20 protein-coding genes are annotated in these 24,981 nt (G+C 57.4%); 6 read left to right on the top strand and 14 right to left on the bottom strand.

From position 1 onward, the window contains the following. Positions 1 to 26: 26 nt before the first annotated feature. The 10 genes from JQ600_RS02510 to JQ600_RS02555 form a co-directional block, all read right to left on the bottom strand. Positions 27 to 815 (bottom strand): hypothetical protein, encoded by a 789-nt coding sequence (locus JQ600_RS02510; RefSeq protein WP_212489656.1) that lies wholly within the window; start codon positions 813 to 815, stop codon positions 27 to 29. Positions 816 to 1,256: 441 nt separating this feature from the next. Next, positions 1,257 to 1,847 (bottom strand): hypothetical protein, encoded by a 591-nt coding sequence (locus JQ600_RS02515; protein ID WP_212489657.1) that lies wholly within the window; start codon positions 1,845 to 1,847, stop codon positions 1,257 to 1,259. Between the two features lie 128 nt (positions 1,848 to 1,975). Continuing rightward, on the bottom strand, positions 1,976 to 3,457 hold the full coding sequence (locus JQ600_RS36665; RefSeq protein WP_249135647.1) for a DUF2779 domain-containing protein: 1,482 nt from the start codon (positions 3,455 to 3,457) through the stop codon (positions 1,976 to 1,978). Positions 3,458 to 3,484: 27 nt separating this feature from the next. Beyond that, positions 3,485 to 4,183: a metallophosphoesterase family protein gene (locus JQ600_RS02525; protein WP_312017238.1), complete on the bottom strand. Its 699-nt coding sequence runs from the start codon at positions 4,181 to 4,183 to the stop codon at positions 3,485 to 3,487. 42 nt (positions 4,184 to 4,225) lie between these two features. Continuing rightward, a complete protein-coding gene (locus tag JQ600_RS02530; RefSeq protein ID WP_212489658.1) occupies positions 4,226 to 5,197 on the bottom strand; it encodes a hypothetical protein in 972 nt (323 codons plus the stop codon). A gap of 37 nt (positions 5,198 to 5,234) precedes the next feature. Beyond that, positions 5,235 to 6,497 (bottom strand): MBL fold metallo-hydrolase, encoded by a 1,263-nt coding sequence (locus JQ600_RS02535; RefSeq protein ID WP_212489659.1) that lies wholly within the window; start codon positions 6,495 to 6,497, stop codon positions 5,235 to 5,237. Continuing rightward, a complete protein-coding gene (locus JQ600_RS36670) occupies positions 6,497 to 7,882 on the bottom strand; it encodes an ADP-ribosylglycohydrolase family protein (RefSeq protein ID WP_249135690.1) in 1,386 nt (461 codons plus the stop codon). The genes JQ600_RS02535 and JQ600_RS36670 overlap by 1 nt, the downstream gene beginning before the upstream one ends. Positions 7,883 to 8,559: 677 nt before the next feature. Next, a complete protein-coding gene (locus tag JQ600_RS02545; protein WP_212489660.1) occupies positions 8,560 to 9,471 on the bottom strand; it encodes a plasmid partitioning protein RepB C-terminal domain-containing protein in 912 nt (303 codons plus the stop codon). Next, positions 9,468 to 10,385: a plasmid partitioning protein RepB C-terminal domain-containing protein gene (locus tag JQ600_RS02550; protein ID WP_212489661.1), complete on the bottom strand. Its 918-nt coding sequence runs from the start codon at positions 10,383 to 10,385 to the stop codon at positions 9,468 to 9,470. Before JQ600_RS02550 ends, JQ600_RS02545 begins: the two co-directional genes overlap by 4 nt. Further along, on the bottom strand, positions 10,382 to 11,953 hold the full coding sequence (locus tag JQ600_RS02555; RefSeq protein WP_212489662.1) for a recombinase family protein: 1,572 nt from the start codon (positions 11,951 to 11,953) through the stop codon (positions 10,382 to 10,384). Before JQ600_RS02555 ends, JQ600_RS02550 begins: the two co-directional genes overlap by 4 nt. A 616-nt stretch (positions 11,954 to 12,569) precedes the next feature. On the opposite strand from JQ600_RS02555, the gene JQ600_RS02560 reads away from it, so the two are divergent. The 4 genes from JQ600_RS02560 (at position 12,570) to JQ600_RS02575 (ending at position 15,512) form a co-directional block, all read left to right on the top strand. Next, a complete protein-coding gene (locus JQ600_RS02560) occupies positions 12,570 to 13,796 on the top strand; it encodes a DUF2235 domain-containing protein (protein WP_212489663.1) in 1,227 nt (408 codons plus the stop codon). A gap of 302 nt (positions 13,797 to 14,098) precedes the next feature. Further along, positions 14,099 to 14,395 (top strand): hypothetical protein, encoded by a 297-nt coding sequence (locus tag JQ600_RS02565; protein ID WP_212489664.1) that lies wholly within the window; start codon positions 14,099 to 14,101, stop codon positions 14,393 to 14,395. A 37-nt stretch (positions 14,396 to 14,432) separates the two neighbouring features. Beyond that, positions 14,433 to 14,666 carry a hypothetical protein gene (locus tag JQ600_RS02570; protein ID WP_212489665.1) on the top strand — a complete coding sequence of 78 codons (234 nt, stop codon included), beginning with the start codon at positions 14,433 to 14,435 and terminating at the stop codon, positions 14,664 to 14,666. Positions 14,667 to 15,038: 372 nt separating this feature from the next. Continuing rightward, a complete protein-coding gene (locus JQ600_RS02575) occupies positions 15,039 to 15,512 on the top strand; it encodes a universal stress protein (RefSeq protein ID WP_192736345.1) in 474 nt (157 codons plus the stop codon). A 39-nt stretch (positions 15,513 to 15,551) separates the two neighbouring features. On the opposite strand, the gene JQ600_RS02580 is transcribed toward JQ600_RS02575, so the two are convergent. Then, the gene (locus JQ600_RS02580; RefSeq protein ID WP_211995477.1) at positions 15,552 to 15,956 is read right to left on the bottom strand and encodes a YccF domain-containing protein; all 405 of its coding nucleotides are present in this window, start codon (positions 15,954 to 15,956) and stop codon (positions 15,552 to 15,554) included. Positions 15,957 to 16,125: 169 nt separating this feature from the next. Here JQ600_RS02580 and JQ600_RS02585 point away from each other — a divergent pair, with 169 nt between their 5' ends. Next, positions 16,126 to 17,205 carry an LLM class flavin-dependent oxidoreductase gene (locus JQ600_RS02585; protein WP_212391467.1) on the top strand — a complete coding sequence of 360 codons (1,080 nt, stop codon included), beginning with the start codon at positions 16,126 to 16,128 and terminating at the stop codon, positions 17,203 to 17,205. Between the two features lie 24 nt (positions 17,206 to 17,229). Here JQ600_RS02585 and JQ600_RS02590 read toward each other — a convergent pair whose 3' ends face one another. The 3 genes from JQ600_RS02590 to JQ600_RS02600 all read right to left on the bottom strand — a co-directional run bounded on the left by JQ600_RS02590 (position 17,230) and on the right by JQ600_RS02600 (position 23,524). Beyond that, positions 17,230 to 20,337, bottom strand: a complete 3,108-nt coding sequence (locus JQ600_RS02590; RefSeq protein WP_212391469.1) for an EAL domain-containing protein — start codon at positions 20,335 to 20,337, stop codon at positions 17,230 to 17,232. 210 nt (positions 20,338 to 20,547) lie between these two features. Next, the gene (locus tag JQ600_RS02595) at positions 20,548 to 22,365 is read right to left on the bottom strand and encodes a bifunctional diguanylate cyclase/phosphodiesterase (protein ID WP_212391471.1); all 1,818 of its coding nucleotides are present in this window, start codon (positions 22,363 to 22,365) and stop codon (positions 20,548 to 20,550) included. A 181-nt stretch (positions 22,366 to 22,546) separates the two neighbouring features. Further along, a complete protein-coding gene (locus tag JQ600_RS02600) occupies positions 22,547 to 23,524 on the bottom strand; it encodes a sensor histidine kinase (RefSeq protein ID WP_212268713.1) in 978 nt (325 codons plus the stop codon). Positions 23,525 to 23,706: 182 nt separating this feature from the next. Between JQ600_RS02600 and JQ600_RS02605 the strand changes: the two genes are divergently transcribed. After that, complete coding sequence (locus JQ600_RS02605; protein WP_212391474.1) at positions 23,707 to 24,963, top strand: serine hydrolase; 1,257 nt, start codon at positions 23,707 to 23,709, stop codon at positions 24,961 to 24,963. The last annotated feature ends 18 nt before the right edge of the window (positions 24,964 to 24,981 follow it).

Genomic DNA, 24,981 nt, shown 5'->3' on the forward strand with positions numbered 1-24,981 from the left:
TCATGCCATCGGAAGAGTGGCTGATTTCATGCAAAAGAAAAATGCTTAAGTCTCTGCTCTTTTACATAGGTCCGCCACGGATGGGCGGACTTTCCTCCGTCGGCGATTAGAGCGCGTTCAGTCAGTTCGGGCGTCCACGACTCGCCCAATCTAAGGCTCAGGGCCTCCACAATCTGACAGAACGCTTCGTAATCCTGGCCCGTATTTACGTTGCTTACGATAGAGTCGACAACTTGTTTTGCTTGGCCATCCCTTACTTGCCATTTTACTTGCTGGTCGAGCTTCACGACTTGCCTGCCTGTCAGCAGATTGACCGAGCAGCCCAGCCACTGATCCATGATGTAGCCCTTGGGAGATCCGGGAGTTCCGGGCGCAAGGAAATAAAGTAGCTTAGTGAGATAGGCGGGGCCCATTCCAGCGATCGGATTGCCGTCGCCATTCGCTCTTAGCGCTGCGAATGAATCGTAGGCTCTGGAGCGGCTTAGCTGATTGCGGCGCACGTGATCGGCGATCGCAATCCAAGGGTCAAGCGGACGTGCGAAGAGGAGGTCTCGGTGATTTCCTCGCATTCCTCCCCAGGCGAAAATGCTTATGCATACTTCCGCGGTCCCGATACCGCCATCTGCCGCCATGGCCAATAGTGAGGTGCGATTTACGGCGAGGGGGAGTGCGCCAATCGTCGACCCGAGCTTCGTCCGGTCTACATTACTGAACCAAGCCGCGGGGCTTTTCCCTTCTTGGTTGTTGCCGTCGACGAAAGCAAGCGGGGACGGAAAACACGCCTTAAATCTCGCAAAATGCTCGATGGCAAACATGTGGAAACCTTTGCTTTGTTGAAACACTAGGCCCATCGCCAAGATGGTCCGGACACAATTGCCCTGTCGCGAACGCCTCGACGAGTGCTCGTAATCTACTGTCCTCTATAGCAATGAACCTGAATTTGAATCCCTGGCGCCGCATAGCGTCCTTCCCATTCAGGAATTTGATTACGACGGAAAGATCGGCCGTGAAGATGGCTGTTGATTCGCTGGTGCAGGCCGCGTTTGCCTCGGCTGGTTCTTCCGACATGTGCTACCCGGCCCTTTGGATCGTAGATTATGTAGACAGCCTGCAGATGAGGGACGGCTAGCATAACGTCTGTTACCGCTGCGTTGAGAAGCACGTCTATGGAATCTATCACCAGCCGCGCGCCCATATCGGAGGGACGGGATGTGTTGATGCTCAGGAGCAGGGCTTCCTCGCGAAGTGGGAGGCAGCTAGCGCGCTGGTCCGGGTGCCACGATAACGTTCCGCTTCTTGGCTTTAACCGATGTCTTTCCTGCAAACACAATTTTCTCCACTTCGACGATTTCGATTTGCGCCCCGCTGTAGCGTAAATTGGGCTCGCCCTTGGTGTGGTGCTTGTTCTTCGTCAGCATTTCGTTTTCCGCTGTAGTAATCGTCACCAAGGGATGTGAGCTCAGTATTTCAATGGCGCTCTCTCTATCTAATCCAATTCTTGAGCTTAGTTGCTCACGAAGTTGTTTTATTGTCATCTGATGCTCAAGGATTGTTCCTGTTTCAAACTCACGTCTTGACGACCTTCCCATTAAATCGGCGGCTGCACGGCTCATGCGCCGGTTGATCGATTTTGCTTTGGTGCTATCACAATATTTCTCCGGCTTCCCATTTTCGCAATATTTGCCGAATGAGAGGGCTTCCGTCACAGTTCTAACAATTCTAGCCATTCGAGAGCCGCCTGTTATCTTTGCTTTAGCCATCGCAATCAACGCATCAACTTCGATCAACGTGATTTCGTCGATAGAATACTTCATCATATAACTTTCGTCGGAAGTCTCTTCGATCAATTTAGCCTCCACTTTGCTCGTGATTGGAGCAGACGAGTTCAATAGACAAACGATTCGAGTAAACGGGAGTGGCTATCCAAGTTTGCTAAAGCCGACTTTTGCATGATTGATGAGGGTGGAAAAGACAGTCAGCGTGAGCGGCATAAGCGAGATGCCACAGCGATCATTGCTTGGGTATCACGACCGCAATAGGCACGGAGTGCTTGGTCAATCACTTGTCGGCGATCCGCGGTAGTGTCCGTTGAAACTGACTCAAGATAAGCCAACTGAGCGGCTTTCCCGTCTCTAACGTCAAGTCCATCATAGTTGAGGCCTGGGTCCACTGTTGGCAGGACAGCCTTAATTGACCAGCTGCCTCGTTGATCGCGATGATACCAGTTAGCTCGAGTGACGGGCAGAAGGTCGACAAGTCGGTCCGCAATTGAACTAAGCTCACCCTTGAGATCTGGAAAATTGGTTGCCAATTCGAGAATGCAGCGCTTTTCAAAACTTGCATTGTAGGCGATCACAGCACCTGTCAGTGGGATCAATTTAACTAGCGCCTCGGCACACGGCCTCCGCGGATCGGCGCCGTCGATACTCAGGAAATCTCCGTGGTCTAGAGCGCCTTCGATTGTCTCTACGTGAGCAGAGAACTGGAAGGGGACCTGCTGATAGGGTCGCGTGCCGATCCAACGCGGAACAGCGAAGGCTATCGTCTCGAAATCGAGCCAAGTTCGTGGATAGGCCCATCCCGCCATCGCCAGTCGGGCGCCCTCGACATCGTGAAATGGTTCGCCAGTTGTCGTTGCTTGATGCACGCGTCGCTGCAATTCATTGGTGAGATCCTCGGGATTAATTGTAAGCAAGTCGGTAACGTTCTGTGCCAACCACCGCTTGCCGCCTCCGTGAGGCAAAACGGTCACGGGCCAGTCAGGCTCGGGCGGCAGCGAGGCGTGGCAATAGCCAACGAATTCGCAGGTGACGGGTGCGTTGCATTGGAACCCTGGCTGCGTGTCCGGCTCAGCGTTAGCAACGACAGAGCGCGCAGCCCTAACAATCTTAATGCGCTTCGCGGCAACTTTCGTAAGGTCGGCTTTTATCTCGGTATCTTTGAACAAACCTATGTATTCACCTTCGCTTTCCAATACGAAGCTGCTGTCGATGTGACGGATCGCTGCGCTTGAAATCGTAAGCTGGGAATTGTCTGCGACCCACAGGATCGTGGCAACATTGCTGAGATAATGGCGTTTCGATCGTGTGGAGCTTTTCACCTCAACTATTCGCCAAGCACCGTTGCCGGTCGGCTCGAGGATATCGATTCGAACAATAACTCCATCATGCTCCAATGCCGCTGCAAAAATGGGACGATCGTAACCATTATCCAGAAGGCCACGCGTCGTTTCTACTGCCGCACGAAGGTCCGGATCTGCCTCAATTCTTTTCCCGCCGGGCATAAGTCTGCGCGTGAGCGCGCGAACCTCGTCATCTGAGTTGAAGGATGGTCCTACGCCTTCATTTTGGTCACCGAGCTCTGGGTGGTGCTCCGACAGCCAGAGCCGCTTGGGGCACTGTTCAAACATCGCGATTTTTGACGGGGACAAATTAGAGCGTTGAGATCTTGTATTCATTTTGGTCAGAAAGCTCCGCAAATGCTACTATTCGCTCGGCGTTAATATCTCACCGGAATCCCTGATAAAGAACAGCGGAGTGACTATCTCGTCAGAAAAAACCGCAGCTGTGAGCGGGCCACCGAAGCACGCGCCGGTATCAATATTTATCCGATTTGGCTTCAGATCGGGCTTCTGATTGCGTGTTGGCGTATGGCCGTGCACCACAAGGATGCCGTGATCTTCTTCGGACGACAGGAACGGCTCTCGAATCCACAGAAGATCTTCACCTGATTGGGATGAAAGTGATATTCCGGGCCGAATCCCAGCATGAACGAACATCCGATGATCGTCGCTTGTCTTCAGGGGCAGGCTACGCAACCAGGCCAGATGTTCAACGGGCAAATCGCTGGGGTCGTCCACACCGTAGCTCTCTAGCGTTGCTTCGCCGCCATTGCCCCACCACGTCATGAGATCGCGATCCGATCGATCCCGATTGGCGGCGCGGATCAGCATCTCCTCGTGGTTGCCGCGAAGGCAAACGAAATCACGATCTCGCCCCCCGCCACCCTTGATCAGCAAATCCAGAACGTCCTTGCTCCGTGGTCCGCGGTCGATGAAATCGCCGAGGAAAATGAACCGGGCGCTCCGACTGCCGCGAACGGTGTCGCACGCAGCCAAAAGTGATTCCAGTTTTTCGAGGCAGCCATGGATGTCCCCGATAGCAAATATCATGGGCTTATTCACGGAGTTTCTTTGGCACGGAGGCTTCGGATTGAGACGTCAAGTTCAGACTGGTGGCGGCGTCGAATTCAGTTCCTTGCCCCAGGTCTTGAGGAGTCCGATGAATTGATCGAGCCGAAGCATGCACGCTTCATGCATTCCGTAACCTGCAAAGCTGGCATTGAAAAAGCGCAAATCAAATTCGACGGGATCTTCGATGGTCTGGAGGATACTAAGGAGCCTTTCACTGCGCGGATTGTGATTGGCCAGAAGCATAACGACTTCCGGCTTGCCGGCCGTGCCGAATGTTGCCCTGTCCCCATTTGCCATGGCTTGTCTTATAGTGGCGTTCGGATTGAATTTGACAAGTTCCAGGTCGACTAGTTGATTGAACTGCGAAGCAATAAGCTCGTTCAGCTTCTGCTTTTTGTCCTCGTCGCCCAAGATCGCCTGCAGGTGCTTGATGTGGCCCTTTATCCCCGAGTCGCCATCATAAGCGTTTATCCCGTATTTCATCTCGATGAAGACGGGTCTGCATCGATCGTTGAACTTGCGGTCCTTGCTGAGCCACTTTAGCCCAAGCATGTCGAGGCGTGTTCCCTGTTCGACATCGGCGAATTCGACGTCCGTGATAAAATATTCGGTGTCGTTGGCAATTGCCGACCTATTGTTCTCCCACGCAACGAGTTGCTGGAACTCGCGCTCGGACTTTCGATTGCCCGCGAAATGGAAGTTCATGGTTTCCTTGAGTGTTGGCAAAAATCTAAGCCAATCCTCGCAATGCTCGATCGTGGATATGGGGGATTCGGGAAGATCCAGCTTCTTGCTTTTCGAGTAATTCTCGTCGAAAGAAACCTTATAAGACTGGCCGCTCTGCGGGGTCAGGTGAAGAATGCGTCCGCCGCGGTAGTAAACATCAATGGATTTCCCACGGATTGCGAGCAGTAGCGTGTCATCCTGACGGACTCTCCTTGTTAGGCCTGCGAGTATCCCGTCCTTCAGGTCTTTGGAAATCTGGTCAGGTATCGATGCGTTCATTCTAGGTCTCCAGTGGTGGCAGGTAGCTTCCGAGAAGCTATACATCCCACCATTCGCCATCGCTGCGTCGCGTGACATTGCTAAAATATTTCGAAAAGCTGTCGCCATCGAACGTGTGAATCGGAATCAGTCTGTCTGGCCGCAAGGCCTTCGCAAACCGCTTGAGATCGAAGATGCTGGCGTGTCCCGAGGTGTGGATGATTTCGAGCGGAACGCCGCGCGTCGCAAGATCGGCCTTCAGCTTCGCTCCCGGGCCTTCCCTCAGGTATCCGTCCCATTGCGACCAGATCGCTCTGGCGTTTCCCCAGAGATTGGCGGCCTCCACGTCGCGCGCCATCGCAGGCCGGAATAACATCACGGTGCGATCGGCAACTTCGGTGATGTGCTCGCGGTAGATCCGCGCGGACTTGTATGGCTCAAGCAGGTCGAAGCGCTTGCTCTTGGCGATCTGTCGCCGCTGATACTCCGGCACATAGACCGAGAGGTTGGGCCAGCCGACATTCGGCAGGTTTGCGTTGCCGGTGGCCCGCAACATCTCCATCGCGTAAATGTCCAGCAACAGCGTTCGGCCGTTGCGTTTGCAGGCACGATAGATGCTGACGATGCGATCGATGTTCTGCGCCGAGGCGGAGATCATGACGAACCCCGGCAGCTTGAAGTTCTCGGCCAGCCGTGCCTCGATCTCCGCTTCCGTCGGGAATTGCGCGTGTTCATCGAGACGCCCAAGGCTCGAACCTTCCATCAACATCGTATTGATGTCTTGTGGCGGGTTGTTCACCAGTCGCTCGAACAGGGCACCCTTGCGGCCATGCGCACGAATGTCGCCGCTGTAGAGGAGACGTCGGCCAGCGGCTTCGATCAACAGCGCATAGGCGTCATAGGCTGAATGATCGACGAGATAGGGCGTAATGCTGAACGAACCGATCTGGATGGTCTTTCGATCGCTCAGCTCAAAAGCAACGTTCGGCACGAAGAAATTGGGCACGAACGGCGCTGCCGCACCCATGATTCGTGCCGTTGCGGCGCCCATGGCGAGAGAGACATTGGGCTTGCACAGAGGCAGCAAACCCCAATGGTCGCCATGTCCATGTGAAATGACGATCGCGCTCAAGGTTGGGTCTTCGATGCGAAGCCCGCTCACGTCCGGGAGAAGATCGTCGGATACGTCGTCGGCGTCAAGCGGAAGCCCGAGGTCGAGAAGTATTCTTTCGCCCGCGGCGTCAAGCTCAATGCACGTGCCACCGATCTGCTGCGTTCCGCGGTGGATGCGCCCGCGAAACGAACCTGTTGTTTCCATCATCAGCGAGTGGCCTTGCTTGCCGGTGCCCTGCGGGCCTGCAGAAGCAAGCGGATTCGGCTTTCGAGTTCTGGTCCCCACGCCAGTTGCTTGAGCCATCGCTGGGGAATGCCGGCCCGGCCATAGAGCGCGCCGGCAAGCTGGCCTGTCACGGCGGCCACCGTGTCGGAGTCGTCGGCGAGGTTGGCCGCCAGAACGATGGCGTCCTCGAATGAAGAGGTGCGATGCACACACCACAGCGCCGCCTCCAGTGTGGAAACCACGTAGCCGGAGGAGGAGATCTCGTCGCGTGTCTTTCCAACCCAGTTTCCTGCAGCGATGGCATTCACGGCGGGATGACTGAACCAGAAGCGTGACCGCAGCACTGTCTCCTTGTCCAAACCCCTCATGGCCTCGACCAAAAGAGTCGCAAAAAACTCGCAAGCACTCGCGGCGAGCTTGTTGGCGTGGGTCAGCATGCTCTGCTGATGAGCCAACCGCACCGCCTCGCCGAGGTCGCGTGCGGCGAAAATGGTCACTGGTGCCAGGCGCATCAGGGATCCGTTGCCTGCATGCCTCTCGTTATGCACTCCATGGCCGGCAGGCGTTCCAAGCCTGACGAATCGCTCCAGCGATTCTCTCGTCGTGATTCCAATATCGAAGCAGTGCCCGTTGACACTATTCTCGCCATTCTCGAACCAGCGGACGAACCGGTTCATGATGTCGATTCCGTCAAAGCATTTTAGCGCGGCGAGCGAGTCTGCAAGGCAGAGAGCCATGCTGGTGTCGTCGGTCCATTCCCCAGGCAGCAGCCCGAACGGGCCGCCGCCGACCATCTCGGACACGTGCGGATGCGTATCGCGCTCTGAAAATTCGAGGGGGACGCCAAGAGCGTCGCCGACCGCCAGCCCAAGCATGGCGCCATAAGCGCGATCGTCGATGAGCGCGCCGAGCTGAGGTTTGGGCTTTTCCTCGGCGGTGGTGGTGAAGGCCACCGCCGCGTCGTAGTCCGCCGCGACAGGCGATCCGATCCGCGCCAGAGCGCGTTCGTCGTTGACGCTAGTCGTTGCTTTTGCGAGGTCCGTGCCAGTTTGGGCGGCAATAACATCCAGAAAGACCGGCGTATTGAGCATAGGATCTATGGAGTAATAGGCGGAACCGTCCTCGCGGCAGCTGACACGGCCGCCCGGGAAATAGGACTGGTCGCGATATCCGATGAAGTCGAAGGCGGCCGCGACCTTGGGCCATACCTCGTCACTGTAGAGCGGGAATTGGTAATAGCCGTCTGGTGACGGCTTCTGATTGGCGGTTTTTTCAGCGAACAAGCCGGCCATGCGAGAAGGCTGCGGTTCAGCTTCTGGTTGGGCAACAAACCAGAAAATGCCGCTTCGAGGTAAGCGAGGGATCATCAAGGCGAAAGCAACTCCGGCGAACGATTATCTATATTCAGGTGAGGGTCCTAGATTCAATTGAGGGCCCGAGAAATTGCGGCCTTTTCGAAAGAAAGATGGGGTGTGGCTTAATTGTAACGGCCGAATGATTCTCCGCTTGCCTGATGAGGTCTGCAAAGGCTCCGACACCAGGCGTCTCGGCTCAAATCGTCAGTGGAGCCAAGGGATATGGCCCGGTCGTGCCTATCCAATCGACGGGGGGCAGCCGTCGTCGAAGGCGTTCGAAACCATTGATTTTCAAGGAGATCCGAGCAGAGCGTGCTCTGCAGGAAGTCCAGCTTCGGAGGGCAGTGGTCCATTATGTTGCGCCGCTACTGTGACGGATTGTGACTCCAAGTGTCTTTCGAGCTAAGTCGCTTTGATCATAAAGGGATATTCAGCGACAGAGCGTTGCCTTGCCGGGGCCCTGGTCTATCTGACGAGGAGCAACGGAGTGGGCATGCCCCGGGGTCAGCGGAGAGCATGCCCGAACTCCTGCCGATGAAATTCATCGGTGCTAGCCAGTGAAAACTCACCGACCTGATGGGCCCCGGACGGGTTCGCCGCCATCCCCATCACCACGATTGATCCGCCCCGGTGTGCGGCTTCTCCCGTGGTCCCCGCGCTTTTGGGTCCGGGTCCCCATTCTCGCGCCGTCAGTCAGCCGGTAGCGTCGAGGTCATCTGCACAATGGTCCGAAATTCGCTCAAAAATTCCGGTTGGCGCTTTTCAAGATATTTGGCGACTTTGGCGTTCCCAACGAGCTTTGCGAGGTAGCCTTTCACGACCGTCAGATGGAGGTGATCTTGACCATAAGTATCTTGGACGGATGTAATTGACTGCTGCAGTCTAGATAACTCGACCTCCATCCGTGCTAACGCTTCTGCGGTCATACCTTTCAAACGTTTCGGCGTCGTAGAATTCGTCAGTTGCGCTTGTGGTGTTCCGGCGAGGATCGCTGTTGCGTAGCTGATCGAATAGTTATTTGCGTTTAGAAGAAGTTCGGCTGCTTCAATCTGGCGAATAGGGTTCATTTTTCGTAGAACATCGAAAACTGCCATCGGGCAGAACTTGTCCTTGAGCAAGCCGACAGCTTCTTCGCAAATGCCATCTATCAAGTTGGCTTTGCGCACGAGGCTTCGGACGTTTATGTCGAGGGCCTTTGCGATCTTTTCCTTGGGAACGTTTCGCGCAATCGCCTTTGCTATCATTCGCTGTTCTTGGATTGCCGACAGGCGACTTATGCGCTTGTTGTAGGTGAATGCTTCGTCGTCGGTCGAAAGTAAGCATTCGACTTCTGATTGGCCCATGTCCTTGAGCGCTTCTATCCTGAGGTGGCCGTCCAGAAGCAGATAGCTTTCCGTCTGCCCGTCTCGGCAAACAACTGGTGGTTCGACTAGTCCTATCTCTGCAATTGAAGAGGCTATTTGCCTATACTTGTGACTCGACTTCACGGTCTTGCCGATGGCCCGCACCGGAAGAATTGCGTCGATTGCGATGATTAGGGTGTCCGAACTAAACGCCTGAATGACGTCATCCAGCGCCTCTGGTTTGACAAACCGGTTCATTGCGATGGTCTCGCAGAAAGTTGCTCTTCTAAGAATGCGGGCATTAAGCCGAGTTCTTCAGCTTGAAGTAGGCGGGCAAATTCGGTGTCCGCCTGCAAAGCCCGCATGGCCTCCACTACAAAGAGAAGCCGATTTTGAGTGACTTCCGCCTTCTTAATTAGCAGGCGTTGGCGGTCCGCTTCTTGGCGATAGACACGGATCATTGATTCGCTCGTTAGCGGCCTCTTAGGAGTATCGCGTCGGCCGTAGATTGCGCCGTGTAGATGCTTACCGCGCCTTCTGCGTTGATCGATCAAGCGCCGAACGGCTACGAGCTTTCTGCCTCGCAATTTCTTTTCAGTATAAGCTTGAGTAAGGGCACGCTGAACCTCATCATCGTCGGACTTCGCGATCTCTATGGCCATGTTGAGAGGCAAAATGCCGATCTCGACGGCATTCACCAAACGCTCCTCGCCCTTGCTGAGCAACGTGCTGATCATACGGATATAGTCCTGGCTAACCCCAATTTTTTCGGCGATCTCTCGGTCGTCGTATCCTCGCTTTCGTAGTGTGCCGATGTCGGCCAAAAGATCTATCGCGCGGTGTTGCCTACGAGCACAATTCTCGACCAGACTCATAACGAGGCAATCGCTCTCTTCTGCTTCTATAACTAAAGCGGGAATTTCCGTTTGGCCAAGTTGGACGAATGCTTCAATGCGACCCTGCCCGCACACCAGGTCGAACTCGAAAGAATCCACCTCAGATGCCCGCGGGCTTACGGTGATCGGGCGCTTCAATCCTACCTGAGCGATACTCTTAACGATCTCACCAAAATTTCGTTGATTTCTGGCACGTGGATTTAGGATACGGATCTTCTCGATCAGGATGCTTCTTAGTTTGCGTTGTTCTGGGGATGCATGCGTTGGGATGTTCATGCTGCGTCTCCGAAAGAACATTGCTGGGCCAGAGAATAGAGAAAATCCAACGTTTCGAACCGGTAAGCGTCCAAAGATAGGGAATTGTTCTCCGCCAACTTTAAGCGCGGAAGCGCCATGTCGATGCTGGGAAAGACGTAGTAGTCGAGCGGCTCACAGTCCGTAGCACGTAGCCGCACCGCAACTGTAATGTCCGGCAATAAGCCGGTATCGAGCCTGATGCGCCATCGCAGAGAACCGCTAACGGTCGTAAAGGCTCGGGCGAGAACCAACGCCACCGTGAACCCGCCATTCACTGTTAGCAGCTGGCTCTCTTCGTTGCGAATGACGTCGCCACCTGCGAGTTTAAGCCCTGAGATGATGTTGCTCAGGACCTCCGGATAAGTTTTGCGGATACGACGATTAATTTCGATGTATCGAAAGTCTCTTTCGGGCGCATAGCCAATCAATTGATAGGCTCGTATCAAGCTGCCAAAGCGATGCCGATATGCACTTGACGAGGGCATGTCAGCTCGCTCGTCGATAATGATGCCGGAAAGGTAACCCTCCTGTTCGAGAGTGGTTTGTAGCATGGAAAGAAGCTGCTCATCAGAGTAGTGATTGCTGCGCGCGTCGATTATCGTTCTGGCTCTCTCGAAGAGCACTTGCGGGACGACTGATGGATAAACGCCTTCAGCGCGGACCCAAGTTTCGCGACTATTAACTACACGTTTTTGCTTAAGTTTGAATGAGACGCGATTGAAGACATTGTTCCCGATGTATTTCTCGTTTGTCAGGATTTGGTGCACAGTTGATCGCGTCCATGGTCGAGCCAGGTCTGTGAGCAACCCAATATCATTAAAGTGCGATGCTATTTGCAGCTCGGAAAGACCGTCATCGACGAACATGCCGTATATCTGACGGACCCGATCGACCTCATCTTGGGGGCCGAGTGTAAGGACCACCCGATCTGTCTGAAGGCTCTTCCGATCACCGCGCTGCAGTTCGCCTTTTGATACGTGGTTCTCGTCAATTAGCTCTCGTCGCAAACCGTAACCGGGGGTGCCACCCTGTCTAAAGCCAAGTTCAACTAAGCGACACTGCCCAGCAAAGACTTTGACGGACAGTTCACGGCTATATTCTCCAGCCATAACTCGCTTTACGCTTTTCAGCAAAATTGAACCGATGCTGCCGTCGTTGTCGAACTGCTCTTCGCAATAATGGACTCGAATACCGGCACGCGAGCAAAGATGCTCGTAGTAGGCAGCCTCATCAGCATCTTGGAAACGACCCCAGCGGCTCACATCGTAGACAAGGATGGCATTAAAATCGCGAACGTTCGACTGCACGTCCTTCATCAGTTGCTGTAACCCGTCCCGGCCGCCGACTGTCAGCCCGCTGCGGCCCGCGTCTTCGTAAATCCGACAGATTTCGAGACCACGTTTGTCGGCGTAGCGCCGGATTGCTTCAAGTTGGTTCTCTGTCGAGTATTTTTGAAGGTCCGTAGACATCCTGACGTAGGCAGCTGCTGGCGCCAGCCTATCGGCGAAGTCGTTGATCGAATATGGGCGACTGATTCGCCTAATCAATTGCGGACGCCTTTTACTAGTGACGATTTTTGCGCTCGGAGTTTCGAACTCTCGTCGCCGCTAGTTTAGGTAATGAAACGGTGGAAAGTCGTTTCCAAATAAGTGCAAGTTCTTTCCGGCAGCAAGGCACATCTCGTGGAGAACAGGGCGAACCGATTCTCGAGGGAGATAGCTGCAGCTCTTCAAAGAGCGGCTGCACGAAGCGGTTTGCAGATTAAGACGGTTGCCGGATGGACCGGAGCAAACGAGCGGACGGTCAAGAACTGGTTTTCTGGACACTACGGTCCGAGCGGCGAGCACTTACTTGTCTTGGCTCGACATAGTCCCGAGGTGTTTGAGACCGTTCTCGGGATAATGCAGCGGCAAGATTTGCTCATAGCTTTAGAGGTCGGTGAGATCGAGCAGCGGATCGCACGATTAGCTACCCTTGTGCAACATCTGCAAACTAAGGGTGGCCCCTAGTCGGGCTGTCCATGTGGATTGCCGTTTCGCTATGGTTCGTGTCGCCCAGAGCGCGCATGGTTATTGACTCTCTCCTACAACTATAAATAGTTTAAGTGGCGCCTGCGGTGCCTGCTAATTGATCCGTGCAGGTTGCCGAGCAGTGGAGGTGGAAGTGGCAAAAACAATCATATTCCTCTTGGATGGAACGGCCAATGACGCAACAGTAGATTCGTTCTCAAACGTTTATGCGATCAATCAACTGATAGACGAAAGTAAGCGAGTAAAGTCTGGCAAGAGCTACAAGCGGCAAGCACAGGTTACATTCTATATGCCCGGGGTTGGCACCAAATTTACCGTAAAGCGGGCGATTGAAAGAGAAAAGAAGGGCATCCTATCTATAGGTGCTCGCACAGACACTGTAAGACAGCAAATATTTGGAGATGATTTAGAGCAACTGATTCTTAGAGCCTACGTCAATTTGTGCGCCAATTACCGCGAAGGCGACGACGTGATCATAGTCGGGTTTTCAAGGGGCGCGGCGGCTGCCCGCATATTTTCAAGACTGATATCTGATTTTGGAATTCTTACATCTGATCTTTTGCTTTTCCTAGACCGGCTTTGGAACGAGTTTGTCGATATATCTAATGCAAGAACGGATGCAGAATATCGACGCTTGATCTCAGAGCTGAAGGCGAAGTTGAATACGGAGGCTGGTCGGGAAGTATTCCACGCAGTTAATAGTAAAGGCGTCGACAGTGTTGGCTCGAAGCAAACGCAAATTAGATTTCTTGGATTGTTTGATACCGTTATTGGTCCATTGGACGCAGACGTTTCCAAAAATTTGAATCTCCGCGATCAGTATCCTGCGTCCTCTGTCAAACACATTGTGCATCTCTTGAGCATGCATGATGTAAGGAGTGAGTATGAACTAAAGAGATTCATAAGGCCGCAGAATCTTCCAGAAACGTTACGCGAGATCTGGCTTCCAGGAGTGCATGCTGACGTCGGCGGCGGATACACGGAAGATCTCCTATCGAGCATAAGCTTGCTCACAATGGCAGATCTTCTCGAGGAGCTGGGTGGGGTCGCCATCAACCGGACCGCTTACAACTCTATTGCAGAGAAAATAATGAGGAGAGTTGCAGACCAAAGATACGTAATCAATAAGGAGCCGTTGGTAGCCAGCCGTAAACCGCGTAGCGTCAAAGATGAAGATGAGCTGCACCCGGCCCATTGGTATCTCGTCGGGAAGCCCGTGTTCTGGAAGCAGCTGGATAAGACGCGTGTTTATGAGAATAGGACGGCACAAAAGCCGGGAGCCGTCGATCGCGTGTTGAGTAAGCAGTTTCAGGCATGGGTAGTAGCTACAAAGAAGAAGGCCTCTAAAAAAAAAAGTTAAAAGCGCAAAACCTAGAAAGCCGTAGCTGGTAGGCCTTCGCGAGCTCGCTGCGCACCAATAGACTAGGCCCTTGCTGTTATGATCGTGCTTGACTCACCGCTTGAGCTTAGCCGTCAGCGCGGTAACGTCTTTGCCATCCCTATTGCCGCCGTCTCGTATCGCTGCCACCACCGTTGCCGCGTCGTTGCAACACGCAAAGCCAATCTCGAATCGTGCGGAATCGAGCGTATCAACTCGCAGGAAGTGATTTTTCCCCAATACCGGCGGCCTGCTATGATGGGTTTCAATCGGAAGGACTTCCAATGCGGCGCATTGCGAGTATCATCGTAGTTTCGGCTTTGAGCGCGTCTGCGCCGAGCGCACTGGCGGCCCCTAAAAACCCGCAGCAAGCTGAATTTGAGAAGAGGTTCGATCGGGAGGCGGTTTTGGTCCGAACCTGCCCAGGGGATCCGGCCTATGCGTCCGGCCCAACATCCAACACACAGCGCGTTTATCGCTTTGAAAAGGAGCTGTGGGTAAGGACCGTCAAGGGCTACCAGCGCGTGGACGGCGCGCCCGATACGGTTTGCGAGCTGCTGATACCAGCCTCGAAGAAGTGACAGGTCGCAGCGCCTTTGCTCTAACGGAGAGATGTAGATGGCCGCGCCGAAGTATGGCGACCTCGTTAAAGGCGAAGAATACCTCACCGTCATTTGCCCAAATGAAGTCTGCAAAAACGTCATCCCGATCGCGCCGGCTGGCGTTGTCCACACTCCCAAAGTCGATCGCGCGATAACGATCGGCTGCCCCTTCTGCGGCAAGTCAGCGGATCACTTTCCGCGCGACGCGGGAATCCGCCCGCTGGATATCCTCCCGCCAACCGCGCAATAACGGCCACTTGGAGCCGAGGATCGTCTTTTGATGATTGGGGTGGGCTCGAACCCTGCGAAACGTGGCCCGGGTGTGCCTTTAACGTGGAAACTGCGCAGCGGTCCCACAAAATGCTTAGTTTTGAAGGGATTGAAAAGGCACCGGTCCAGCTTCGGAGGGCAACGCTCTATCCAGCTGAGCTACGGGTGCAGTGGGGCTTCATTTAGCCGATTGGTCTGGCATCGGCAACGGCCTTTGGGGCACCTTGAGGCGCCCGGCAATACGAAGGTGGCAGGACGGCGGGCCTCATCCCCGTCAAAAATCTGATCCGTTCCGCCGGATTGGTGCTAGTCTTGGTTCGTTGATCTTCTCGACCATCGATGGGGACGTCCGATGTATAAGAAGGTTCTTCTGGCCTATGACGGGTCTGTAGAGGGCCGGCGCGCCCTGCGGGAGGGCGCCAAGCTCGCGCAAATGTGCCGTGCCGAGGTCTTCCTGCTGGCGGTTGTCGAGGTTTCCTCGATCATGACGCCGGAGGCCGGGCTCACCATTCCGATCGAGCTGCAAACCGAAGACTACAAGGCGATCCTGGCCGAAGGCACGGAGCGGCTGAAGGCGGTGGGCTTTACGCCGACCTCGCGGCTGGAGGTGGGAGATGCCGGGCAAAAGATCGCGGAAGTGGCCGAGGAAATCGGCGCGCATCTCGTGGTCGTCGGGCATCGCCCGCAAGGGCCGCTGGCGCGGTGGTTCGGTTCCGTCGGCAGCTATCTGGTCAAGCGGCTGCGCTGCAGCGTGCTGGTCGCCCAGACCGAGATCAGCGACGATGAATTCGAGCGGCTGAAGCCGCCGGCCGAGACCGCAGCCTAGGCTCAGTTTTGCACCGCGCCGGATCGATCGGAGAGATCGTTACGCCGGAACGATGATCTTGCCGATCGGCCATAGCGCGATGCCGGCGAGTTTGAGGTGTGCCCAGGCGAAGGGAATGCCGATGATGGTCACGGCCAGCACAACCGCCGTGACGACATGCGCGAGCGCCAGCCACCATCCCGCCAGCACCAGCCAGATGATGTTGCCGACGACGCCGAGCGGCCCGGTGCCGATATCCTCCTCACCGGTATAGAGGTCGCGCGACACCGCCCTGAACCCGAACGGAAACAGCGTGTAGGCCGCGATATTGAACGCCGCCCGTGCCCAGGGCAGGCCGATGATGGTGATGGCCATGATCACGGCGGCCACCAGCCAGCCGAATGCCATCCACGCGCCGCCAAGCACGATCCAGACAATATTCAGAAGTAGCGAGACCGGTGACATGGCCCATCTCTACCGTGCCGGGGACGCCATTGAAACTCAAAAAGCCCGCTGCGGCAGGAATTGGCTTGTGCGCGTCGGCATCCGGAACTCGATTGCCGCAGGCCGTTCAGGCGCTAAACTGCTTTCCAATACGATCCGAACAACAGGCGTCCTTTAGGGAGAAGCGTCGATGCGTCCGCTCGAATTCGGCTGGTATCTGCCCACGCATGGCGACACCACGGCCTATGGGCTGATGGAGGCGCAGGTCGCAGGTTCCCCTGAACTCTGTGATCGCGTGGTGCAGGCGGCGGAAGCGGCCGGGTTCGAATATTTGCTGATACCGGTGGGCTCGGTGTGCTGGGAGGCATGGATCACGGGCGCGTTCATGGCGGCGCGGTCGCGGACGATCAAGCCGCTGATTGCAGCAAGGCCCGGCTACATCAATCCGGTGCTGCTGGCCAAGATGATCTCGACCTTCGACCAGATGTCGGGCGGCCGCATCTGCATCAATCTGATTGCGGGCCAAAACGAGAGCGAGGTCGAAGGCGAGGGCGTGCGTTACGCCAAGGAGGAGCGCTACGCGCTGATGGAGGAGGAGGTCTCGATCCTCAAGGCGCTGTGGACCACGCGCGGCCCGGTGACGTTCGAAGGCAAGTTCCACAAACTGTCGGGCGCGCATATCAGGCCGCGTCCCTTGCAGCACCCATTTCCAAAATTCTATCTCGGCGGCGGGTCGCGCCAGGCCTGGGAATTGTCGGCGAAACATTCCGACGTGCATCTGTTCTGGGGCGACCTGCCGGAACGGATCGCCGGAAACATCGCCGAGATCAGGCAGATGGCCCGCGCCCATGACCGCGAGAACGACATCGGATTCGGCATGCGGCTGCAGGTGATCTGCCGTGAAAACGAAGCGGACGCCTGGGAGGCCGCGGATCAGCTGGTGCGTCACGCCACCGACCGGCAGAAGCAGGAGATGAAGACGCTCTACAACAAGTCAGAGGCGAACCTGCGCGTGCAGCAGCTTGCCCGCGACCATGGCGACCTGCTGCTGCCGCATCTATGGACCGGCATCACCAAGGTTCGCCCGGGTGCCGGCATCGCCGTCGTCGGCAATCCCGCGCAATGCGCGGATACGCTGCAGCAATTCATCGATGCTGGCTGCCATTCGTTCTGCCTGTCCGGCTATTTGCACGACGAGGAGGCCGAGCGTTTCGGCCGGATGATCCGCCCCATCCTCGCCGAGAACAATCGGGGTCGCTGGGCTGCGTAGGGCCGCGCGGGTCGACATCGCGGGTCAGGCCGAGGCGAGCGCGGCTTCGCTGCCAACGCCGATCAACCGCCGCACCTCGGCAGCCGGCTTGGGGGCACTGAACAGGTAGCCCTGCATCTGGGTGCAGCCGAGCCTCTTCAGCAAGGCCTTCTGCTGTTCGGTTTCGACGCCCTCGGCGGTCGTGATCATGTTGCGCGAAGTCGCGATGTTCACCACCGCCTGCACGATCGTCTCCGAGCCGTCGACCTCGATGTCGCTGACGAAGCAGCGGTCGATCTTGATCTTGTCGAACGGGAAGCGCTTCAGATAGCTCAGCGAGGAGAAGCCGGTGCCGAAATCGTCGAGCGCGATGCGCACGCCGATGGCGCGGAGCTGATGCAGGATCGCCAGCGCGGTCTCGTCGTCATGGATCAGGACCGCCTCGGTGATTTCGATTTCCAGCCGATCTGGCGGCAGGCGGGAGGTGGCAAGTGCGCCCATGATCCGAAGTGCGAGTGTCTGGGATCTCAACTGGACTGGCGAGACGTTGACGGCGAGTCGCACATGGGCCGGCCAGCTGGCGGCCTCGATGCACGCCGTCTGCAGCACCCAATCGCCGAGCTCGTTGATCAGGCCGATATCTTCCGCCAGCGGGATGAATTCCGCCGGTGAGACCATGCCGCGTTCGGGGTGGCGCCAGCGCAGCAGCGCCTCGCAGCCCACCACCTCGTTGCTGCCGAGGTCGAGCAGCGGCTGATAGTGAATTTCGAAACCGCGATCGACCATCGCCTGCCGCAGGTCCTGCTCCATGGTCAGCCGCGCCTTGGCGCGGGCATCCATGACCGGCTCGAAGAAACGATGGGTGCGGCGGCCTTCGGCCTTGGCGCCGTACATCGCCAGATCGGCGCTCTTGATCAGCTGGTCGAGATCGGTGCCGTCCTGCGGCGCCAGCGCGATGCCGATGCTGGCGTCGGTCGAGAGTTGATGGCCGAGGCAATGATGGGGTTGCCGGATCGCCTCCTGGATCCGCGTCACGAATTCGACGACGTCGTCGCGGTCGCCGGCCGCGGTCTGGATTACGGCGAATTCGTCGCCGCCGAGCCGCGCAATCAGATCGGTCGGCTTGAGGCAGTCCTTGATACGGGAGGCGACGGCCTTCAACAGTTCGTCGCCGACATGATGCCCGAGCGAGTCGTTGATGCCCTTGAATTCGTCGATATCGATATAGAGCAGCGCGAATTGTTCGCCGCCGACGGCCTTCTGCAACTCGCGCTCGATCTGTTCGCGGAACAACACCCGGTTCGGCAAGTCGGTCAGCGCGTCGTAATGCGCGAGATGGGCGATCTTTTCATCGGCGCGGCGACGCTCGGTAACATCCTCGACGACATGGACGATGTAGCTGGGCTCGCCGGCCTGATTGCGAATTCCGAGCCGTCTGGAGGTGATGTAGCGACGGCCCATCGCCTGGGTTTCCCAGAGATGCTCGTCCTTGAACAGGCCGTCGGCGGATCGCAGCGCCTTGTCGTCGTCGGCCGTGACGATCTCGGCGGATGCTTGCGGAAATATGTCGAAGGCGGTTTTGCCGATGATGCTGTCGCGGGAAATGCCGAATTGAGTCTCGGCCACGCGGTTGGCCAGAAGATAGCGGCGATCCCGGGCGCCCTTCACGGTGATCTGCGAGGGGATGTGATCGATGATCTGGCTCAGGAAAGCATGGTTGCGGTCGCGTTCCTGCTCGAGTTTGCGACGCTCGGTGACGTCCTCGATGGTGGCGATCCAGCAGCCATGCGCCAGCGGCCGGCTGATGGCCAGGAAGCTTCGCCCGTCCGGGCACTGCATCATGCTGTGGTCGGCCTCACCCCGTGCGATATTCCGCAAAACGCCGGAACAGAATTCCTTGACGTCGCCGCTAAAGGCTCCCTTGTCCTTGCGGTGCTGGATCAGGTCGGAGAAATGACAGCCGGGCTTTACGATGTCCGGCGACAGGTTGAACATGTCGATGTAGCGCTGGTTGACGGTGACGATGCACGCGGAGGCGTCGTACATCACCAGGCCCTGGATCATGTTGTTGAGCGCGGTGTCGAGCCGGTGCCGTTGCGATTCCAGCCGTTGCTGCGCCTCTTTGCTTTGCCGGGTCATCTGCCGGATGATGAGGAACAGGATCAACGCGATCGTCGATGCCGACAAGATGGCGGCGCTGACCAGGAACCTGGTCTGGGCCTCCCAGTCGGCCAGCGCGGCGGTCATCGAATTGGTCGCGACGACAATGATCGGGAAGCGGCTCAACTGGGCCGCGGACCCGAGCCGTTCCCTGCTGTCGATCGGGCTTTTGACGCGCAGCGTCTGCTGACCGCCCTGCGTCAGGACACGCTGCAGCAGCGGCGCCGATTTGAATTTTTGTCCGACCAGGTGTTCGGCGCGCGGATGTCGCGCCAGCAGGGTGCCGTCGGCGTGAAACATCGAAACGGCGGCGTCCGCTCCGATCGCGACGGAAGCAAAGAACTTCACGTAATTGGAAGGATCGATGCGCCGCGTCATCACGCCGAGAAAGACACCATCTTCGCCGGTCAGCCGATGGGCAACGACCGTGTTCAGACTGCCGCTGACAAGGCTGCGAAGCGCCTCGGTCTGGATCGAAGGTGATTGCGGATTGAATTTGAAGGAATTGAAGTAGGCGCGTTCGGAGATGTTGAGGGCCGGCGTCGGTAACGGCCGCGACCAATTGATGATGTTGCCGTCGGCGTCATAGATCGAAATGTCGCCGAGATAGGACAGGACGCCGGCTTTGGATCTGAGGATTTCGTGAGCTTCCAAACTCGACATCAATTTCCGGAACGCCTGCGGCGAAGCGATGCCGGGAATGTGCAACCGCGCTATCACGTCGGCGGCGATGGTGTCGGAGTCCTCGAATTGCTGGTCGAAGTGACGGGTGAGCAGCAGTACGGTGTTTTGCAATTCGCGTTCGCTGTTAGCCAGCGCGCGCTCGCGGAATTCCGCGACCATCATGATCGTGCCGGCAAAAATCGCCGCAACCAGCAGGGCCCCGCAAACGGTCAGCCACAGCACCGGACCACGGATCGTCGTGCCGAGACGCCGACTGGCCGCCGCGGCTCGGGACACCATGCTTTTCAGGTCGCGAAACAGAACGCGCATTCCCCTTCTCCCCGGGAACTACATACGATGCGCTCATGTCATAAGCCGTTAGGAAATCCGGTTACCTAAGGTTTAATCCAGCCCTCTAGGCACCGTTTGCGGCCGCACTGCGCGCATGGCCGGCTGCGCGGTGCGCAAGGTGGTATCTGTCTGATTTTACAACTTTCGGGATTGGGGTCGGCGGGGGCGATGCGCGGACGCTAAGCTGCCTCAGCGGCGATAGCCGCTGGCGCGGGAAAAGGCCGGGCGGGTTTCCTGTGCCGGGCGGCTCGACAGGCTGGCGCGCGTTTCGCTGGCGAGCGGTGCGGCCGGCCTGAGATCTTCCAGGAAGATCGGCTTGGAGAAGTAATAGCCCTGCGCATAGCGGATCTTGGTCGCGGCCTGCAGATAGGCCAGTTCCTCGAAGGTTTCGAGGCCTTCGGCGATCACGGTCATGCCGAGCGCTTCGCTCAGCGATTCGATCGCCCGCAAAATGCCCTGGCTGCGCGGCCGCAGATGGATGTCGGTGATGAAGGAACGATCGATCTTGATTTCGTCGGCGGTGATGTCGGCCAGCGCCGACAGCGACGAATAGCCGATGCCGAAATCGTCGATCGAGATGCCGACGCCGAGCTTGCGGAAGATCGGCAGGATTTCATCCTGGAAATGCGTCTTGGTGACGAAAGCGTCTTCGGTCACCTCGATCATGAAGCGCTTCGGAAACCCGGTCGCCTCCAGCGCCTGCGCGAACGGCCGCATGAATTCGGGATTGCCGGCCTGCTTGGCCGCGACGTTGATGCTGATCGTGGTATCGGGACCGAAGGTCTCGTTGATCAGGTCGATCGACTTGACGATCTCCGCCAGCACCAGATGGGTCAGTTCGTCGATCAACCCCAGTTCGACGGCGAGCTTGATGAAGGTGCCGGGGGCCTGAATCACGCCCTCATCGTCCCTGAGCCGCACCAGCGCTTCGATGCCCTTGACGGCCTTGGTGCGGATGTCGACCTTGGTCTGGAACGCACAGCAGAAGCGCTTTTCCAGGATTGCCAGCCGCAGCGATTGTTCGACCTTCATCCGCGCCAGCGCCTCGCGTTCCATGCTGGAGTCGAAGAACGCTGCCCCGCCCTTGGCTCCGTTCTTGACGCGGTACATCGCGATATCGGCATTTTGGCGCAGCGTGTCGTAGGTCTTGCCGTGCTCGGGATAAAGGCTGACGCCGATCGACGTCGAAGCGAATATCTCCGATTCGTCGATGAAGAACGGCGCCTTCAGCCGTTGCAGCATGAAATGGATGTATTCGGCGACTTCGCTCTCGCTCTGGACCGGATTGAGCAGCAGCATGAACTCGTCGCCGCTGATCCGCGACAGGATGTCGGATTCGCGCAAATCCATGCCCAGCCGCTTGGCCATTTCGACCAGCAAGGCGTCGCCGATCGCGTGGCCGTAATAGTCGTTGATGTGCTTGAAATTATCGACGTCGAGAAACGCGAGCGCGAAGTGGCCGTGGACATTGCCTTGTTGCAAATTGCCTTGTTGCAAATTGCCTTGGGCGCTGTCGCGCGCGAGCAGCGTGTTGACGCGGTGTTCGATCACCCGCCGGGTCGGCAATCCCGTTAGTTCGTCATAATAGGCCGAGCGGAACAACGAATCCTCGAACGCCTTTTGTTCGGTGATATCGGCGGAACTCGAGAGCAGCAAGTTGCGTCCGGCGATCTGGATCGGCCGGTGTGAGGTGAGAAATACGTGCTTGGCCGGACCGGAGGTCACGGCCTCTTCCAGTGTGGCCGCGTGGCCGCTGCGGAGCAAATCGAGACAGGTCTCCTGGCGATCGCTCAATTGCGAGGGCGCAGGCGCGGCCGCGGCCATCTGCAGTAACGCCGCGGCGGCGTCGTTCACCAGCAGGAACTCGCCTTGCTCGTCCTGAACCGTCACGCCGGTCGGAAGCAATCTGAGGACATCCCGCAGAATGCTCAATTCGGTACCAAAAGCGCCTTCGTTACCGGCGCCAGTCGCTGCCGCCTGAAGGTCATGTTTATAGGGACTATGCATGCAGCGGAGCTTGCCAAAGTCCCTTCTAATTTTGGTTAAGTGGAACTGTGAAAAACCGCGACACTCCTAGAAGTTGGCGCTTTCGGACCACACGGCCGCAATCGTCATTAACAGAATCTCAATTCGGAATGCGGCCGCGTGCGATAATTGCGAATTGTGCCTTCAGGTTGTGCAGCCGCGTTCAGCTCGCGGGGATGCGACACTGCATCGTGCAGTGAACGCCGGTCTTCAGGAAACTGACTTCGGTCTTGCCGTCGAACGAGCGGAGTGCCGATTGCAACAGCTTGGTGCCGAAGCCCGGCGCTCCGATTTTTTCAACCGCAGGCCCCTCGGTTTCGTCCCAGGTGATCTTGAGCCAAGCCACATTGAGTTTGTCGTCTGACACCGTCCACGACACCTGCAACATGCCATTCGCAGCGGAAAACGCGCCGTACTTCCCGGCATTGGTGGCCAATTCGTGGAAGATCAGCGCCAGGCTGACCGCCAGTTTGGCCGGAAGGAATAGCGGATCGCCGTTCAGGTTGAATCGGACATGGCCGTAAGGCCCGAGTTCGGAGCGCAGCAAGTCCTTGATATCGCAGCCGCTGCCATCGACCCGTGCGATCAGATCGTCGGTTGCCGACAGCGCGCGGATCCGGTGATCGATGCTGTTCCAGACCTGCGGTTCATCATGCAAGACCTGGTGCAGAACGGCGTGAATCGTCGATGTCTTGTTCTTCAGCCGGTGCTGCAGCTCGTCGACGATCAGCTTGCGGTATTCCTCTTCCTCGGTCAGGCGTTTGGCGATCTGCCGCTGTTGTACGACGATGGTCCGGTAGTGCTCGACGCCCCATATTGTGAGGCCGCAGACCGCCCAGAAAATCAGCAGCAACGCCAGGCGCGCGGAATCGGCCACGGTGCCGCTGAAATTGATGGCGACGCCAAGCGTGCCGCCGGCAAGCGCCGTTGCGATCCCGATCCGGAAGCCGCCAAAGGCGGTGGCAAAGAACACGGCCGGAAAATACGGCGTGAAGAATACGTCGGGGCGGATCTGGGCCAGTCCCCACCGCGCCAGGGTCGCCAAAACGAGGCAACAGACCGCAAAGGCGGTGCTGAATAGCGGTGAGGGCTGGGAAATTCCCTGCCAGCCATGCCTGAACTCGTCGATCAATTTCGTCATCGGTGTTGTCACTTCACGTGATCAGCGAATCCAAAATAAGGCCGACCCTAACGGAAATCGGGGATATCGAGCCCGCCGGCAACGACGAGGCGGTCCTGCCATGGCGATGTCAGCGCGATAAGCTCGCTTGCGTTGTTCCCGGCGGGCGGGAATATTGGCATCAACAAAAACGGGAGGAATGGATGAACCGTCTCATTCGCGCGTTCGGCGCATCGGCCCTCTTTGTCCTTGCGGCCACCGGGAACAGTTGGGCGGACCCGGTGCTCCCCATGGCTGTGACGCCCGAAGACGTCGGCCTGTCCTCCAGCCAGCTGGCGCGCATCGAGGCGGTGACCCAGAAATACGTCGAAACCGGGCTGGTGCCGGGCGCCGTGATGCTGGTGGCGCGGCGCGGCAAGATCGCCTGGCACAAGACCATGGGGTTCCGCGACCGCGCGGCGAAAGACCCGATGCGACCGGACTCGATCTTCCGCATCTATTCCATGACCAAGCCGATCGTCTCGGTCGCGGCCATGATGCTGGTCGAGGAGGGAAAGATGCAGGTCAGCGACCCCGTATCGAAATTTATTCCGGAAATCGGCCGCATGAAGGTGGGCAATGAGACCACCGAGAACGGCAAGCCGGTGCTGCAATTGACCGATCCCGCCCGCGAGATGACGGTGCAGGACCTGTTGCGGCACACCTCCGGGCTGATCTACGGCGCGCGCGGCAAATCGCTGATCAATGCGGCCTATGTCGAGGCCAGGATCGGCGGCCGTGATGCCAGCAATGAGGAGTTTGTCGCGAAATTATCGAAGCTGCCGCTGCGGTTCTCCCCCGGCGAGCGCTGGGAATACGGGGTGTCGACCGACGTGCTGGGGCGCGTGGTCGAAGTCGTCTCGGGCAAGACGCTGGGCGAATTCCTGAACGAGAGCATTCTGACGCCGCTCGGCATGACCGACACGGGCTTCTCTGTGCCGTCCGACAAGCTCAATCGCGCCGCCCAGCCCTGGCAAATGCCCGAATCGCCGCCGATGACGCCACGCTTCGACGTAGCGCAAAAGCCCCGTTTCGAATCCGGCGGCGGCGGCCTTACCAGCACGATGGACGACTACCTGCGCTTTGCGATCATGCTCGCCGATAGCGGCGAATTCGCCGGCAAGCGCCTGCTCGGCAACAAGACCGTCGATTTCATGACGGCGGATCATACTTTGGCGCGGCCGGGCCGGCCGCCGGGGCTGGGTTTTGGCCTCGGCTTCGAGGTTCGGACCAGCGTTGGGGATGCCGCCTTGCCGGGCTCGCTCGGGGAATATGGCTGGGCCGGCAACGCCGGCACGCTGTTCTGGATCGATCCCAAGGAACAGTTGATCGCGATCTACATGGTGCAGGTCGATGACGGCGTGCGGATCATGCTGCGCAATCAGTTCCGGACCATGGTCCAGTCCGCGATCATCAACTAGGATTTCTCAGGTTTCGCA

The organism is Bradyrhizobium sp. AUGA SZCCT0176 (assembly GCF_018130145.1).
In the GTDB taxonomy this organism is placed as follows: Bacteria; Pseudomonadota; Alphaproteobacteria; order Rhizobiales; family Xanthobacteraceae; genus Bradyrhizobium.